Annotated in this window: 11 protein-coding genes; 4 read left to right on the plus strand and 7 right to left on the minus strand. The window is 53.3% G+C overall.

Features of this window, described 5'->3' with window-relative positions:
* Positions 1-8 precede the first annotated feature (8 nt).
* The 5 genes from baeS to BN1044_RS10610 all read right to left on the minus strand — a co-directional run bounded on the left by baeS (position 9) and on the right by BN1044_RS10610 (position 10,656).
* Positions 9-1,382 (minus strand): envelope stress sensor histidine kinase BaeS, encoded by a 1,374-nt coding sequence (baeS, locus tag BN1044_RS10590; RefSeq protein ID WP_072308634.1) that lies wholly within the window; start codon positions 1,380-1,382, stop codon positions 9-11.
* Entirely contained in the window at positions 1,379-2,803 is a 1,425-nt protein-coding gene (locus BN1044_RS10595; RefSeq protein ID WP_072308635.1) for an MFS transporter, read from the minus strand. Before BN1044_RS10595 ends, baeS begins: the two co-directional genes overlap by 4 nt.
* 313 nt (positions 2,804-3,116) lie before the next feature.
* Complete coding sequence (gene mdtC / locus BN1044_RS10600; RefSeq protein WP_072308636.1) at positions 3,117-6,215, minus strand: multidrug efflux RND transporter permease subunit MdtC; 3,099 nt, start codon at positions 6,213-6,215, stop codon at positions 3,117-3,119.
* A complete protein-coding gene (locus BN1044_RS10605) occupies positions 6,212-9,361 on the minus strand; it encodes an MdtB/MuxB family multidrug efflux RND transporter permease subunit (protein WP_072308637.1) in 3,150 nt (1,049 codons plus the stop codon). The genes mdtC and BN1044_RS10605 overlap by 4 nt, the downstream gene beginning before the upstream one ends.
* Positions 9,361-10,656, minus strand: a complete 1,296-nt coding sequence (locus tag BN1044_RS10610) for an MdtA/MuxA family multidrug efflux RND transporter periplasmic adaptor subunit (protein ID WP_072308638.1) — start codon at positions 10,654-10,656, stop codon at positions 9,361-9,363. Before BN1044_RS10610 ends, BN1044_RS10605 begins: the two co-directional genes overlap by 1 nt.
* A gap of 274 nt (positions 10,657-10,930) precedes the next feature.
* Here BN1044_RS10610 and BN1044_RS10615 point away from each other — a divergent pair, with 274 nt between their 5' ends.
* Entirely contained in the window at positions 10,931-11,884 is a 954-nt protein-coding gene (locus BN1044_RS10615; RefSeq protein WP_072308639.1) for an aldo/keto reductase, read from the plus strand.
* Positions 11,885-12,015: 131 nt separating this feature from the next.
* Complete coding sequence (ppnP, locus tag BN1044_RS10620) at positions 12,016-12,303, plus strand: pyrimidine/purine nucleoside phosphorylase (RefSeq protein ID WP_004091927.1); 288 nt, start codon at positions 12,016-12,018, stop codon at positions 12,301-12,303.
* Positions 12,304-12,365: 62 nt separating this feature from the next.
* Here the strand turns inward: ppnP and rdgC are convergent, their stop codons facing one another.
* Positions 12,366-13,277, minus strand: coding sequence for a recombination-associated protein RdgC (gene rdgC, locus BN1044_RS10625; RefSeq protein WP_025799807.1), 912 nt, complete (start codon positions 13,275-13,277; stop codon positions 12,366-12,368).
* Positions 13,278-13,514: 237 nt separating this feature from the next.
* On the opposite strand from rdgC, the gene mak reads away from it, so the two are divergent.
* Positions 13,515-14,420 (plus strand): fructokinase, encoded by a 906-nt coding sequence (gene mak, locus BN1044_RS10630; RefSeq protein ID WP_072308640.1) that lies wholly within the window; start codon positions 13,515-13,517, stop codon positions 14,418-14,420.
* A 61-nt stretch (positions 14,421-14,481) separates the two neighbouring features.
* Here mak and BN1044_RS10635 read toward each other — a convergent pair whose 3' ends face one another.
* Positions 14,482-15,807: an MFS transporter gene (locus tag BN1044_RS10635; protein ID WP_072308641.1), complete on the minus strand. Its 1,326-nt coding sequence runs from the start codon at positions 15,805-15,807 to the stop codon at positions 14,482-14,484.
* A gap of 256 nt (positions 15,808-16,063) precedes the next feature.
* On the opposite strand from BN1044_RS10635, the gene sbmC reads away from it, so the two are divergent.
* Positions 16,064-16,534 (plus strand): DNA gyrase inhibitor SbmC, encoded by a 471-nt coding sequence (sbmC, locus tag BN1044_RS10640; RefSeq protein WP_025799801.1) that lies wholly within the window; start codon positions 16,064-16,066, stop codon positions 16,532-16,534.
* Positions 16,535-16,605 lie beyond the last annotated feature (71 nt).

Raw genomic sequence — 16,605 nt, forward strand, 5'->3', positions numbered from 1 at the left:
CCTTCCTCTTAGCTCTCTGTATCAAGCGGCAACTGCAGGCTGACGGTTAAGCCTCCCAGCGGTGAGTGCTCTGCGGTCATTTGTCCGCCGTGTGCTTCTACTATATTTTGGCAGATAGATAATCCTAAACCGGAGCCGCCGCTGGCGCGGTTGCGCGAGCCTTCTGCGCGATAAAAACGTTCAAATATTTTCTTGAGTTGGTCATCGGTCACGCCGGGGGCGCTGTCGTGCCAATAAAGCTGCAAATAGGTATCGCGGATTTGTCCTTGTACCTTGAGTTGCCCGTTGCCATCAGTATAACGCAGGCTATTTTCGAATAAATTATTGAACAGCTGTAACAAGCGGTCAGGATCGCCAAACACACAGGCTTTTTCGGGCAGGTCGAGCGAAAGCACAATGTTTTTCATTGCGAAGCGATCGTGGAATGCGCTAGCGGCGATTTGTACTAGATGAATGACGTCAATGTGCTCTTTGCGGTAGGCGAGGGCGCCTGCGTCAGACATAGAGAGCTGATGCAGATCGTTGACCAGTTTGGTTAACGTGCTCACTTCGGCCTGCAACGAGGCCAACGAATCCTGCGTCATTTGACGAACGCCGTCTTGCATCGCTTCTAATTCACCCCGCAGCACCGCCAGCGGCGTGCGTAGCTCATGGGAAACGTCGGCCATGAGCGCGCGGCGAATATGCTCATTTTTTTCCAGCGTGATGGCAAGCTGGTTGAAGTCTTGTGCCAGCTTGCCCAATTCGTCACGTGATTCCACTTCAACGCGGGTAGAAAAATTACCGGCGGCGAGCCGATGCATGGCGTCGACTAAGCGTTTAACCGGGGCGAGCATACTGCGTGATAGCGCCCAGGTAACGCCCGCCGCCAGCAGCGTCGCCAGTGCCACAATCAGCCAGCTGGTGCGCCGTTGCTGTAAATCGAAGTTGATATCGGTATTCCGCGTCAACCGCTCCGGCGGTGTCGTGACCACCCATCCCACCGTGCTTCCTTGATACGTCACCGGTTGGCGTGTGCCTTCGGTGGGTATCTCGCCAGGCGGCCCAACCATTTTGCGATTTTTGCTATCAATCACCCAAAACGGCGTACGCCAGCCGTGCGGAGGCAGCGTATCGTTGCCTTCGTTGCTTTGCTCAATGTTATGCATGATCTGAAAAATCACACGGTCGTTATGGCGAAGAAAGCGCCAGCTTCCGGCCTGCGCATAGCGCTCTTCTAACTCAGAGGCCAGCAGCCGCACTCGCTGTTCATTGCCGTGTTTGATGTAGTCGATAAAGCCGCGCTCGAAGCTTAGACGCACGCCCCAGTGCATGGTGATCAACACCAGAATGCAGGTGGAGAAAATGGCAAGAAACAGCTTGCCTGTGATACCGAGCTTCATGGTTCCTCCTTGCGGCGGCGCGCTGTGCGCTCAAGAGTGCTGTTTTCCAACGTGTCGTCCGGGACGCGTAAAAATACCAGCGCGGGTAGGGCAATAATCAGGGCAATGCAGACATAGGTGAATAAAAATGCCTGATGGATCTCTAGGCTATTAGCGATGATTTGATGATGTGAGAACATGCCGAGCAGGAGACCCGCTACGCTTACGCCCAAGCTCATAGAAAGTTGCATGATCATCGACAGTAAACTGTTGCCGCTGCTGGCGAGTTCATCGGGTAAATCTTTCAGCGTGAGCGTATTCATTGATGAAAAACGCATGGCGTTAATCATGCCTTGAAAGAACAGCACCAGCGGAATAGCCCAGAGGCTGATATACATTGCGGTAAACGGCAGCGCCAAACTCACCACCGCTAACGCCAACGTGGCTCCGACCAATACCCGACGATAGCCAAACTGATTCACCACCCGCACCACGATACGCTTCATGCCCATACTGCCGATAATCATCGGGATCATCATCAGCCCTGCGTGAAACGGCGAAAATCCCATACCGATTTGCAGGAAAATCGGCGTCATAAATGGCAGCATTCCGCTGCCGATCCGCCCGAGAAAACTGCCGCTCAGCCCGAGAGAGAATGTTTTGGTTTTGAGCAGTTCGAGGCTAAACAGCGGGGCATCGCTGCGTTTGGCGTGCCAATAGTAACTGGCTAGAGCAATACCGCCGGACAATATCAGGCCGTAAATCATGTTGGTCTCAAGCCCAAGCCCTTTATGACCATCGAGCGCCAGCGTCAGCGTTGCCATCCCAACGGCGAGCATGACAAATCCCCTGATATCAAAACGCCGCGTTTGCATACTGTAATTGGGCATCAGCCACAGCGTTGCTATGGCGCCGATAATACCCACGGGTAAGTTGATTAAAAATATCCAGTGCCAACTGGCATATTGCACTAGAAATCCGCCTAGTGCAGGGCCAACCAGTGGGCCAATTTGGCCGGGGAGCGTAACGAAGGTCATCGCCGCCATATATTGGCTACGTGGCACAATTTTCATCACGGTTAAACGCCCAACCGGCACCATCATGGCGCCGCCAATACCTTGCAGCACGCGAGCCATCAGCAGTTGGTTTAGGGTTTCAGCCTGAGCACAAAACAGAGAGCCCAGCGTAAACAAAATAATTGCGCTGAAGAAAACACGTTTCACGCCCACGCGGTCGGCTAGCCAGCCGCTGGCGGGTAACATCACCGCCACGGTGAGTACATAGGCCACCACCACCGACTGCATGCGCAGCGGGCTTTCCCCAAGGCTTGCGGCCATTGCGGGCAACGCCGTGTTGACGATGGTGGTATCCAGCGTTTGCATGAAAAAGCCAAAAGCGACAATCCATAGCTGCCAGCGGACCGAGGCGGATTGTTCAGGCATGGATAAAGCTCCGGTAAGTTAAGTCATTATTTAGGTTCAGTGAGTTATTCCGAACGCTAACAGACATTGTTGTTTTACTGTGTGAACCAGCAAGCGTCCGGACTAGGGGGCTCGCCGCCGCCCCCTAGTGACCCGGCTCTGCACCACACCACCTACCAGCCTGCTGCGCAGGTTCCTTCGCTGCAAACTCTGGGCTTAATCGCACCATCGTAGAGTCGTTCCCGACTCCCTACGATTCTCGCGGCGTCCATGCCGCTCGTGCTTGCCCGCCGTTTTCCGCTCAGCTGTCCGGTAATGTGCCGCTGTACAAGGTCTATCTCGGCAGCGGTTTTAGCGTTTTTACTTTGCTAAAGCGGCTACGTAGTCGGTCAAAATAGAGATACACCACCGGCGTGGTGTAGAGCGTAAGCAACTGGCTCATCACCAAACCACCGGCAATCGTGATACCTAAAGGCTGACGCAGTTCTGCGCCGTCGCCGCTGCTAAACGCCAGAGGCAATGCGCCAAACAGCGCCGCCATGGTGGTCATCATGATCGGGCGGAAACGCAGCAGGCAGGCTTGGAAAATTGCATCGCGCGGGCTCATGCCGCCGTTGCGCTCGGCCTCTAGGGCAAAATCGACCATCATGATGGCGTTCTTCTTCACTATCCCTATCAGTAGCATGATGCCGATCAGCGCAATCAGGCTAAAAGGTGCGCCAAACATTTCTAACGCCAACAGCGCGCCCACACCTGCCGAAGGCAGCGTAGACAGAATGGTCAGCGGATGCACGTAGCTTTCATACAATATACCCAGCACGATATACACCGTGGCAATGGCGGCTAGAATCAAAATGATCTGCGAGTTTTGGGTGTCTTGGAAAACCTGCGCGGTACCCGCGAAGGTGCCGCGTACCGTATTCGGCACGCCCAGCGCGGTCATGGTGCGTTCAATGGCGGCAGAAGCATCTGACAGCGCGCCTCCTTCCGGTAAGTTGAAGGAGATGGTCGATGCCGCAGTTAAGCCCTGATGATTGACCGATAACGGCGCATTGGCCGGTTGCCATTTCGCAAAATAGGAAAGTGGGATGGCTTTGCCGTCGCTGTTAATCACAAACATTTTGTCTAGTGAGCTTTCGTCCTGCGTATACTCCGGCGCCACTTCCATTACCACGTGATATTGATTGAGCGGCTGATAGATGGTTGAAATCTGTCGTTGACCGAAGGCGTTATTGAGCAAGGCGTTAGCATCAGCCACGTTAATGCCCAAACGCGCCATACTTTCACGGTCATAGGTCAGCGCCAGCTCCGAGCCTTTATCTTGCTGATCGGAGCTCACATCGGCCAGTTCAGGAAGCTTGGCAAAGGCTGCACGAATTTTAGGCTCCCACTTACGCAGTTCGGCAAGATCGTCCGATAGCAACGTGTACTGGTAGCTGGCGTTGCCTTGACGACCGCCTACGCGAATATCTTGTACGGCCATCAGGAACAAATTCGCTCCCGGCTCTTTGGCCAGCTTGCCGCGCAGACGCGCAATCACGTGCTGAGCATCGTCTTTGCGTTCACCCAACGGTTTTAACGAGATAAACATCATGCCGCTGTTAACGTTCGAGCCGCCGGTGAATCCGGTTACGTTATCCACATCGGGATCGCTGCGCACAATTTTCATGAAGTCCTGTAGCTTGCCCCGCATCGCCTGAAACGAAATGCTTTGGTCGGCTTGAATAAAGCCCATCAGACGGCCCGTGTCCTGCTCAGGGAAGAAGGTTTTCGGAATAGAGATATACAGCCAGATATTCAGGCCGATGGTGGCGATCAGGATCAGCAACACCCAGCGGGCATGATTTAATACCCAGCCCAGACTCTTGCCGTAGCCTTGCTGCATTTTCAGCAGCAGTTTACCAAAACCGCGGATCCGTTCTTGATGGCGTGACGGGCGCTTTTTAAGCAGATGCGCGCACATCATTGGCGTGAGCGTGAGTGAAATCACCAGCGATATGCCGATAGCCACCGAGAGCGTGACCGAAAATTCTCGGAACAAACGCCCCGGCAAGCCGCTCATCAACAGCAGCGGAATAAACACCGCCACTAGCGATAGGCTCATGGAGAGCACGGTGAAACCCACTTCACGCGCACCAATCAGCGCGGCTTTTTTCGGTTCCATGCCCGCTTCCACGTGGCGTGAAATATTCTCCAGCACCACAATGGCGTCATCGACCACAAATCCGGTCGCGATCGTCAGCGCCATCAGCGAAAGGTTATTCAGGCTAAAATCGCACAGGTACATGGCGGCGAAGGTGCCGATGAGCGAAACCGGTACGGCGACGGCGGGGATCAGCGTGGCTCGGCCAGAGCGCAAGAACAGGAATACCACCATGATCACCAAGCCGACGGCGATAGACAGCGAGCTCTCTACTTCGTCGAGCGAAGCACGGATGGTCGGTGAGCGATCCTGAGCCACCTGCAAATCGATTGAGGCCGGGATCAACGCTTTGAACTCTGGGATCTCTGCGCGAATACGATCGACGGTTTCGATAATGTTGGCATCGGCGCTGCGGCGGATCATGATCAAAATGGCGGGTTTGGCGTCGGTCATACCCGCATTGCGCACGTCTTCCACCGAATCTTTAACGTTGGCAACGTCGCTGAGGCGTACCGCAGATCCGTTGTTGTAATGAATGATTAAGGGCTGATAGTCCTGTGCGGTTTTGATTTCATCGTTGGTTTGCACCTGCCAACGCTGGTTTTGCGCGTCAACCGCTCCCTGAGGACGACGTACGTTAGCGTTGGCAATAGAGGTTCGCACGCTGTCGAGTGAAACGCCCTGATTGAACAGCGCTTCAGGATTGAGCTCGACGCGCACCGCAGGCAAGGAACTCCCGCCAACCGAAACGTCGCCCACGCCGTCTACCTGCGCGATTTTTTGCGCCAGCTGAGTGGAGGCGATGTCATAAAGCTTCGCTTGATCATAGGTGTCTGACGTCAGCGTCATGATCATGATCGGCGCATCAGACGGGTTAGCTTTGCGATAGCTTGGGCGGCTCGGCATACCCGACGGCAGCAGGCTTTGCGCCGCATTAATCGCGGCCTGCACGTCACGTGCGGCGCCGTTGATATCGCGGTTAAAATCAAACTGAATAATGATACGCGTGCTGCCGAGCGAGCTGGATGAGGTCATCTCGCTGATCCCGGCAATGCGCCCTAATGCGCGCTCCAACGGTGTCGCCACCGATGACGCCATGGTTTCAGGCGAGGCGCCCGGCAGAGAGGCGCTCACCATAATGACCGGATAATCTACCTGCGGCAGCGGTGCGACGGGCAATAATCTAAAGCCCAAAATTCCGCACAGCGTAATAGCCAGCGTCAGCAGCGTGGTGGCGACTGGCCGGTTGATGAACAAGGCGAAGAAGCCTTTTGACGGAGAGAACTTCACTGGACGTTCTCCTGCGGATCTTTAGCCGGATGCGTGTTGCGCGAAACCTTATCAAACAGCAGGTAAATCACCGGCGTGGTGAACAGCGTCAGAATTTGGCTCATGACCAAACCGCCGACCATGCAAATTCCCAGCGGCTGGCGCAGTTCGGCCCCAACGCCGGTGCTGAGCATCAGCGGCAGAGCACCCAGCAACGCCGCCAGCGTGGTCATCAGAATAGGGCGGAAACGCAGCAAACAGGCTTGATAAATGGCGTCATACGGCGCCATTCCTTGCTCACGCTCGGCGGCAAGGGCGAAGTCGATCATCATGATGGCGTTTTTCTTCACGATACCAATCAGCAAAATGATGCCGATAATGGCAATCACATCGAGCTCGCTGCCCGCCATAATCAGCGCCAATAATGCGCCCACCCCGGCGGTCGGCAGCGTTGACAGAATGGTAACCGGATGAATAAAGCTTTCATACAGCACGCCCAGAACGATGTACATCGCGATAATCGCCGCCACGATAAGCCACAATGTGCTGCCCAGCGCCGATTCAAACGCGAGCGTTGCACCTTGGAAATTCGTAGTGATATCAACGGGCATATTAAGCTGCTGTTCGGTGCTGGTGATGGTTTTCATCGCCTGCTCAAGCGAGTAGCCGTCGGTAACGTTGAACGACACCGTGGTGGATGGGAACTGATCGAGATGGTTGATCGACAGCGGCCCAAAACGTTGCTCAATAGTAGCAATAGAGTTCAACGGCACATTTTTGCCGTCGCTGCTGGTGAGATACACATCGTTAAACGCGGCTAAACCATTGCTGTGATCCTGATTATGCTCCATCACCACGCGATACTGGTTGGCTTGGGTATAAATCGTGGAGATCAACCGTTGGCCGAAGGCGTTATACAGCGCGTTATCCACGTCGGCCATGGTAATGCCTAAGCGGCTGGCGGTATCGCGGTTAACGTTCACAAAGGCCACTAATCCCTGATCCTGCCAGTCACTGCTTACGTCTTTCAGCATCGGTGATTTTTGCAGTTCACCTACCAGTTTCGGTACCCACGTGCTCAGCTCGTCCAGCGACATGGCCTGTAAGGTGAACTGGTACTGCGTACGGCTGACCTGCGTATCAATGGTCAGATCCTGAACTGGCTGAAGATAAAGCTGAATACCGGGGATCTTGTCGGCCATTTTTTGCAGGCGCGGGATGATTTGCTGAACGCGATCTTTACGCTCATCCAGCGGTTTCAGGTTGATCTGCAATCGTCCGCTGTTCAGCGTGGCGTTGGTGCCATCCACGCCGATAAACGAGCTCAGGCTCGCGACGTCAGGATCTTTAAGAATTTCAGCCGCCAGCGTTTGCTGACGCTGCGCCATTTCGCTAAAGGAAACCGACTGCGGTGCCTGAACGGTGCCTTGGATCAGGCCGTTATCCTGAATAGGGAAGAAACCTTTAGGAATGAAAATATACAGCAGAACGGTCAGCACCAGCGTGCTCAGCGCCACGCTCAGCGTGAGCATCGGGTGATTCAATACGACTTTGAGCCATTCACCATATTTGGCAATGACGCGTTCGAAGAAACGCTCGCTGGCACGCGAGAAGCGGTTTTGTTTGCGCAGCGATTCATGGCTGAGCATACGCGCGCACATCATTGGCGTTAGGGTTAACGACACCACCGCCGAAATCAGGATCGCCACCGCCAAGGTGACCGCAAATTCGCGGAACAGGCGGCCAATAATATCGCCCATAAACAGCAGTGGGATCAGCACCGCAATCAGGGAGAAGGTTAGAGAAATAATGGTGAAACCAATTTCGCCCGCGCCTTTCAACGCGGCATCCAGCGGCTTTTCCCCTTTTTCGATATAGCGCGAGATGTTTTCGATCACCACGATGGCGTCATCGACCACGAAACCGGTGGCGATTGTCAGGGCCATCAAGGTGAGGTTGTTTATCGAAAAATCGAGGAAATACATGACGGCGAACGTACCCACCAGCGACAGCGGCACGGCCACGCTGGGAATAATGGTGGCTGGCACATTGCGCAAGAACAGGTAAATCACCATCACCACGAGGGCAATCGCTAATAGCAGCTCGGTCTGCACATCGCTGACCGAGGCGCGAATGGTTTCGGTGCGGTCAGTCAGCACCGTCATTTTTACTGATTTGGGCAGACTTTCTGTCAGCTGTGGCAGCAATGACTGGATGCTGTCGGCAGTGGTAATCACGTTCGCACCCGGCTGGCGCTGAACGTTTAAAATGATGGCCGGTTTGGTATTGGCCCACGCGGCCAGCTTGGTGTTTTCTGCCGCCTGTTCGATGGTTGCCACGTCGCTTAAGCGAACCGGAGCGCCGTTGGAATAGGCCACGATCAGATCGCGATAGTCCTCAGCCGACTTCATTTGGTCGTTGGCAGACAGCGTAACCGAGCGCGTTGGGCCGTCAAAGCTCCCTTTCGCTGAGTTAACGTTGGCGTTAACGATAGCGGTACGGATGGTTTCGCTGTCTAAACCATAGGCTGCAACCGCCGGTGCGTTTAACCGCACGCGCACCGCAGGGCGTTGACCGCCTGAAATCGTCACCAGACCCACGCCGCTAACCTGCGAGATTTTCTGCGAAATGCGGGTTTCCACCATATCTTCAACCTGCGTCATCGCCACCGCATCGGAGGTGACGGCGATGGTCATGATCGGCGGATCGGCAGGGTTAACTTTGCTGTAAATCGGCGGATAGGGCAGGTCGGTCGGCAGCAGATTGGTGGCGGCGTTAATCGCGGCCTGAACCTCTTGCTCCGCGACATCGAGCGGCAGCGTTAGCTGAAATTGTAAGGTAATCACCGACGCGCCGCCGGAGCTTTGCGACGACATCTGTTTTAAGCCCGACATTTGGCCGAACTGACGTTCCAGCGGTGCGGTAATGGCAGACGTGGTGACGTCTGGGCTGGCGCCCGGATAAAGCGTTACCACCTGAATCGTTGGGTAATCCACCTCTGGCAACGCGGAAACCGACAGTGAGCGATAACCGACGATCCCCGCCAGCAGAATAGCCACCATTAGCAGCGTGGTGGCGACCGGGCGCAGAATAAACAGGCGAGAAGGCCCACCGGCGGCGGGCGTTTCGTTTTTAGGCTCTTCAGAACCGACAGGCGTGTGTTGCATTATGACTTGTCCTGTTTACCAGCGTTCTGCTTATCCGTGTTTGGCTTAGCAGGAGCATCTTTGCCTGCTTGTGCCTGAGTTTGTGCGGCATTTTCGCTATGAGGCGCAATCACTTCGACGGTTGCACCTTCGGTTAACTGATCGATACCGTCAGTGACCACGCGCTCGCCCGCTGAGAGTCCACCGGTAATAACCACGTCAGAGGCATCACGGGTTCCCACGGATACGGCGTGCTTACTCACCTGATTTTTATCATTCACGACCCATACGAAGTTGCCTTCGTTCCCCATTTGAACTGCAGCGGCAGGAGCCACCACGGCGTCGCTTTGAGTGGATACTTTCAGACGCACGTTAACAAACTGATTGGGGAATAAGGTGTCGTCTTGGTTATCAAACCGCGCCTTAATTTTGATGGTGCCGGTGCTGGTGTCGATCTGGTTATCCATGCTCAGCAAGGTGCCCGTGGTCAGCAAGTGCTGATTGGAGCGATCCCACGCTTCCACCTCTAACTTGCCGTTTTCTTTTTGTGCCTGCTGAATGCTGGCGATATTCACTTCTGGCAGCGTGAAGACCACATCAATTGGATGCGTTTGGGTTAACACCACTAAACCGGTGGTATCACCGCTAGTGATATAGTTGCCTTCATCAACCAGCTTCAACCCCACGCGACCATCAATGGGGGCGGTGATACGGCTATAGGTCAACTGAAGCTTGGCGCTGTCAACGGCACCCTGATCGGCCACGATGCTGCCCTGCGTTTGAGTCACCAGAGAGGCCTGCGTATCCAGCTCTTGCTGAGAAACCATGTTGGTTTTGCTGAGCTGCTGATAACGCGCTAGGTCACGGCGCGCATTGGCTAAAATAGCCTGATCTTTGGCCAGTTGCCCTTGAGCTTGAGCCAGCTGAACCTGGAAAGGGCGTGGGTCGATCTCTGCCAATAAATCACCGGCCTTGACCTGCTGGCCTTCGGTGAAGTGGATTTTCATCAGTTGGCCATCGACGCGGCTACGTACGGTGACCGTATTGGCAGCCGTTACTGTCCCTAAACCGGTGAGATAGTTAGGCACGTTAGATATGCGTGTTTCTGCCGCCTGAACCGGAGCCAATATGCCGCTGCCGCCACGACGACCGCCGGCTTTGCCACCTGCTTTCCCTTTCTGTGCCTGTTCTGCGCCAACAGTGGGCGCTTCGGTGCCGCTGCTGGTATAACGCCAAACAATGACGCCAGCCACAACAAGAACGGCGATAGCCCACCAAAGGCGTTTACGGGAGGTCGGTTTATTGAAAGCGCTCATTGCAGACTGAATTCTCCAGAGAAATATCCCCGCCGCAGCGGGAATATAAAAATTGGACTTAGTGGTCCAATCACAAACAAATTAGTGACTCGTGTCAGTTTACTATTCTAGGCCGTTAGCTTTATCTAAAAATGAAGGAAATATGGAAGATAAGTCAGATAGGGTAAGACCTTTCTGGATTTAGCCTAAATTGTCTATCACCTATGCGAATAATTAGTGCTAATAGTATTCGTTATCAGCGTTGTTTTCTCAAATCTCAGCACAGGAGCCAATAATGAATTTACGTGAGCTAGGACGTTCTGGTATTCGAGTTCCGACCATTACCTTTGGCGGGAACGTATTTGGTTGGACCGTGGATCAGGCAACCTCGTTTAGCCTGCTTGACGCACTGCTAGACCACAAACTGAACTTCATTGATACCGCCGACGTTTACTCTGCGTGGGTGCCAGGAAATTTCGGCGGTGAGTCTGAAACTATTATCGGCAACTGGCTGCAAAAAAGCGGCAAGCGTGACCAAATTATTCTGGCTACCAAGGTGGGTAAACCGATGGGGCCACAGCTGAAAGGGCTATCGGCACGTTATATCCGCGAGGCAGTGGAAGCCTCTCTGCGCCGCTTGAAAACCGACTATATCGATCTTTATCAGGCGCATGATGACGACCAAAACACGCCGCTGGCGCAAACGATGAATGCCTTTGATGCGTTGATTAAAGAGGGCAAGGTGCGCGCGATAGGGGCGTCGAACTACAGCGCGGAGCGCTTGGCCAAAGCGTTGGATGTAAGCGCTCAATTAGGCTTGGCGCGTTATGAAACCATTCAACCCGAATACAATTTATACGACCGCCATGATTTCGAAGTTGATCTGGCACCGCTGGTACAAAAAGAAGGTCTGGGCGTGATTAACTACTACGCCTTGGCCAGCGGGTTCCTCTCGGGGAAATACCGTAGCGCTGAAGATGCCCACAAAAGCGCACGAGGTAACGGGATTGTGGAGAAATACCTCAATAGCCGTGGGCTGGGGATCCTTGATGCGCTGGAGCAGGTAGCCCATGAGGTCAATGCCTCACCGGTGGCCGTGGCGTTAGCGTGGCAAATCGCACAGCCGGGAATAACCTCGCCGATTGCGAGCGCCACATCGTTAAAACAGCTAAACGAGTTAGCGGTGGCGGCCAATCTTCGCTTGAGCGCGGAACAGGTTAGGGTGATTACCGATGCCAGCGCTTACTAAGCAAACGTTCAGTTAATGAGCGCTTGAAGCCATAACCGGCGCGGTTCTCTCACAGTGTGAACTAAGTCAGTGACAGCACTGTTTTTTTCATACAAGATGCAGTAACCCCTTCTCAATACAGGTGCCATAGTATGTTGAATGTAAATGAGTATTTTGCTGGTAAAGTGAAGTCGATTGGTTTTGACAGTGGCAGCATTGGGCGTCAGAGCATTGGCGTAATGGACGCAGGGGAATACACCTTCTCAACCGATAAGCCGGAAGAGATGACGGTGATTACAGGTGCATTGCGTGTGTTAATTCCGGGTGCGCCTGATTGGCAGGTGTTCTCATCAGGCGAGACGTTCTTTGTTCCGGGGCATAGCGAGTTTAACTTGCAGGTTGCGGAACCGACTTCGTATCTGTGTAAATACCTGAGCTAAGATTTCTTAGTCTCAAACAAACGGGCTGGAGTTTAACTTCAGCCCGTTTTTGTTAGCTCTACTTATTTCTCTGATTCGCCGCCGAGCGCTTCAATAATATTTTTGATTAACGCAGCCAGTTCGCTGGTCATCAAAATGAAATCGGCATCGAAACGCTGCGCATAATCGTCGCGGTCGATGTCTTCGTTCTGATCGCGAATCGTTTCAGAGAACTTCAAACGCTTCAGTGAACCATCGTCTGACAGCACTAACTGAATGCGCTCCTGCCAGTCCAACGCCAGCTTGGTGACCAGTTTGCCCGCTTCAATGTGAACGGCAATCTCGTCAGAAACCAGATCCTGTTTTTTGCAGCGGATCACGCCACCTTCTTCCAGAATCGCTTTCAGTTCGGCTTCGTCTTGCAGGGCAAAGCCTGCAGGGACTTCGCCGGAGCGCACCCATTCGGTCATCGTCAGCTCAATAGGGCTTTCCATGGTTAATGGCACAACCGGCAGCGAGCCAATGCTTTTACGCAACAGCGCTAAGGTGTCTTCTGCTTTTTTCGGACTGGCGGCATCGACCATGATCAGGCCATTCGCCATATCAATCCACAGCCAAGTCTGGCTGAAACGGCTGAATGCGCGCGGCAGTAACGTGTGCAGCACTTCGTCTTTTAACGAGTCTTTTTCGGTTTTCTTAAGCTTGCGGCCTTGCTCGCCTTCCAGCTTTTCAATCTTTGCCTGCAGCGCCTGCTTTAAGACCGGCGATGGTAAGATTTTTTCTTCTTTACGTGCGCACAGCAGGATTTGGTCGTTGACGTAGTGAGTCAGCGCATCGCTGTGGGAACCCATCGGAGAGACCCAGCCCGTTTTCGCCATATCCTGACTACCGCACGGCGTAAAGGCCATCGAGCCCAGCATTTTTTCAACTTCATCTGGCACCAGATGAACATCGCGGCTCAGACGGTAAACCAATAAATTCTTAAACCATAGCATTAGCGTTGTCCCTGATCGTGACGCATCGCGCGCCATGTTTTATACCCTTCATACTTGAAGCTGCATCTATGTTGGCTGCGCTCTCTTGCCGCCTTGATACAACTCCCATTATTTTGGGTATGGCAATGTGTTAAACAGGCCGCATGATAACGAATAAAGAGGGTCGGCTGTAGTATTAATTGCCCGAGAAATTCTGCAAACTAGTTCGACTCAGTATTCGTCTGCTTAGGGGGCTATGTGCGTATTGGTATAGATTTGGGCGGCACCAAAATTGAAGTTATTGCCTTGGGAAATAACGGTCAGGCGCTGTTTCGGCATCGTATTGCCACCCCTCGTGATGACTATGCAAAAACCGTTGAGGCGATAGCGGGGCTGGTGGAGTTAGCCGAAAAGCAAACCGGTCAGCGGGGGAGCGTGGGTGTGGGGATCCCTGGCACATTGTCGCCCTTTACCGGTCTAGTGAAAAATGCGAATTCCACCTGGCTGAATGGCCAACCATTAGACAAAGATCTGGCTAAGCGCCTGTCGCGCGACGTTCGTTTGGCCAATGACGCCAACTGTCTTGCGGTGTCTGAAGCAACCGACGGAGCAGCTGCTGGGGCGCATCTGGTGTTTGCGGTGATTATCGGTACCGGCTGTGGCTCAGGCATTGCTATCGACGGGCGGGTACACGCGGGTGGAAACGGCATTGCGGGCGAGTGGGGACATAATCCTTTGCCTTGGCTTAATGACGACGAGTGGCAGTATCAGAAAGAGGTTCCTTGCTACTGTGGGAAATCAGGTTGTATTGAAACCTTTATTTCGGGTACCGGTTTCGAAACAGACTACCAGCGCTTAGGTGGTCAGCCGCTAGCGGGCGCTGAAATCATGGCGTTATCCCGCCAAGGTGATGCGTTGGCTGAGCGTGCGATCACCCACTATGAACAGCGACTGGCAAAATCGTTAGCCCACGTGATTAACATCATCGATCCTGACGTGGTGGTGCTTGGCGGTGGGATGAGTAATGTGGACCGGTTATATACAACGGTGCCGCCGTTGATCTCAACGTGGGTATTCGGGCGGGAATGTGAAACGCCGGTACGTAAAGCCAAACACGGTGACTCCAGCGGCGTGCGCGGTGCTGCGTGGCTGTGGCCGCTTTGACATCAATCCCGACTTTCTCTTGAGGAAAAAGTCGGGAAGATTTATTTCTGGTGCGAAAAACTTACTTCGGCGCTACCGCGTTACGGCTAGGCACCGTGACGGTTCGATTGTGATTCAAACGTTGGATTGCAGGTAGCGCCAGCGCGGCGATTAAGCCACAGGCCGCCGCGGCCGAAAGCCACATTCCCGGCATCGCTTTGTCACCGGTGGCGTGGATCAGATAGCTGGATATGGCTGGTGTAAATCCGCCGAAAATCGCGGTAGCCAAGCTATAAGCCATGGAGAAGCCTGATGCGCGCACTTCTGCGGGCATGATTTCGGTGAGGCATACCACCATCGCGCCGTTGTAGCTGGCATACATAAACGACAGCCACAGTTCAACTTCAATCAAATGCGCAAAGCTTGGATGTGCTACCAGCCAGTTCAACGATGGATAGGACGTTAGCAGCATCAACGCGCTAAACAGCAACAGCAATGGCCGCCGTCCTACTTTGTCTGACAGCGCGCCCATCACCGGCAGCCAGAACAGGTTTGAAATTCCCACCAACAGCGTGACTAAAAAGCTTTGCTGAGCGGTAAACTGCAACACCGTTTTGCCATAGGTTGGTGTGAAGGCCGTGATGAGATAGAACGACACCGTGGTGGTCACCACCATAAACATGCCAACCAAAACCAATTGCCAGTTACTCGCCACTGAACGGGTAATTTCGCTCATGCTTGGGCGATGTTTGCGTTGGTTAAACGCCTTGGTTTCCTCCAACATACGACGGATATAAAACAAGAAAGGCACAATCAGGCAACCCACGATAAACGGAATGCGCCAACCCCACTCGGTCATCACGCTCTTCCCAAGGTACTGATTTAATCCCACGCCCAGCAATGCTGCAAAAATAACGGCAATTTGTTGGCTGCCGGATTGCCAGCTAACGTAGAACCCTTTGCGATCTTTCGGGGCAATCTCGGACAGGTAGACCGACACACCGCCCAGTTCCACACCGGCGGAAAACCCCTGGAGCAGGCGGCCCGCCAGAATCAGCAGGGGCGCAGCCATGCCGATACTGTGGTACGACGGCGTACAGGCGATAGTCAATGTTCCCAGCGCCATCAGGCCTAAGGTAATCAATAAACCCCGGCGGCGACCGTGATGGTCAATATAGGCACCCAGCACAATCGCACCCAGAGGTCGCATTAAGAAGCCTGCACCGAAGGTCATCAGCGTTAGCATTAACGAGGCAAAGGGGCTTTGGGTAGGGAAAAAGGTTTCGGCTATCGCGCTGGCGTAATAGCCAAACACCATAAAATCATACATCTCGAGAAAGTTACCGCTCGTTACGCGGAATACGGTTCGGGCGTTAGCCTGAGAGGGCTTTGAGGCAGATGAAGTCATATGTTACTTCCTGTGTTTTTGTTTGCATTTTTTTTACAAGTTAATCACCGCCGAAAGTGTGATGTTGGTAGGTGTTTCTTTTTTGTGCATAAAAACCAATGTAACGATCTGTAAAATAGAGCGCTTGTTTTTTCATAAAATCCCGTAACGCGGCGCGAATCACAGAAGTGAAAATCAGCTGTTGGCAATTTGGTTTATTTTGACAATACTGTTTATGGATACAGTATTTCACTTGGCAATGAGAGAGGGCGTTACAATGGAAATGATTGTAGAGCAGCGCGCCGAGCGCATTTTCGCGGGTATTCGCATGGTGGGGCCGTTAGACCAAAATGTGGGTGTCGGTTTCCAGAAACTATATCAGTGGATTGATAATAATAAGGTGGATGAAAACGGTGACTGGATTGCGATCTATTACGACAATCCAGAAGAAGTTCCACCGGAAGAGATGCGCGTTGATACCGCGATTACCGTCGAGCCTGATTTTGTTTTACCGGCCAATAGCGAAGGGGTTCGCATTGATACCTTGAAAGGCGGCTTATACGCGGTGGCGCAGGCGCATGTTGAAGACGGTGATTTTGGTCGCCCGTGGATGGAGTTTTTCAACGAAGTGCTGCCAAGAAGCGGCTACGTGCCGATTAACGCGCCATGTTTTGAAAAATACCACAACGATGGAACTGAAAGCGGCATCTGGGATTTTGAAATGTGTGTGCCTGTACAGAAGGCATAATATATTTTCTTTATTATCGACTGGGAAAATGCGCAGAGGGAATACGGGATGATATGCGTGTGTGAAGTGAT

This window comes from Hafnia alvei (assembly GCF_900095695.1).
GTDB classification, from domain to species: Bacteria; Pseudomonadota; Gammaproteobacteria; order Enterobacterales; family Enterobacteriaceae; genus Hafnia; species Hafnia alvei_B.

Coding starts and splice junctions, on each gene's coding strand:
- BN1044_RS10610 (WP_072308638.1), bottom strand. CDS start 10,656: ATGAGCGCTTTCAATAAACCGACCTCCCGTAAACGCCTTTGGTGGGCT.
- BN1044_RS10615 (WP_072308639.1), top strand. CDS start 10,931: ATGAATTTACGTGAGCTAGGACGTTCTGGTATTCGAGTTCCGACCATT.
- BN1044_RS10595 (WP_072308635.1), bottom strand. CDS start 2,803: ATGCCTGAACAATCCGCCTCGGTCCGCTGGCAGCTATGGATTGTCGCT.
- baeS (WP_072308634.1), bottom strand. CDS start 1,382: ATGAAGCTCGGTATCACAGGCAAGCTGTTTCTTGCCATTTTCTCCACC.
- ppnP (WP_004091927.1), top strand. CDS start 12,016: ATGTTGAATGTAAATGAGTATTTTGCTGGTAAAGTGAAGTCGATTGGT.
- sbmC (WP_025799801.1), top strand. CDS start 16,064: ATGGAAATGATTGTAGAGCAGCGCGCCGAGCGCATTTTCGCGGGTATT.
- rdgC (WP_025799807.1), bottom strand. CDS start 13,277: ATGCTATGGTTTAAGAATTTATTGGTTTACCGTCTGAGCCGCGATGTT.
- BN1044_RS10605 (WP_072308637.1), bottom strand. CDS start 9,361: ATGCAACACACGCCTGTCGGTTCTGAAGAGCCTAAAAACGAAACGCCC.
- BN1044_RS10635 (WP_072308641.1), bottom strand. CDS start 15,807: ATGACTTCATCTGCCTCAAAGCCCTCTCAGGCTAACGCCCGAACCGTA.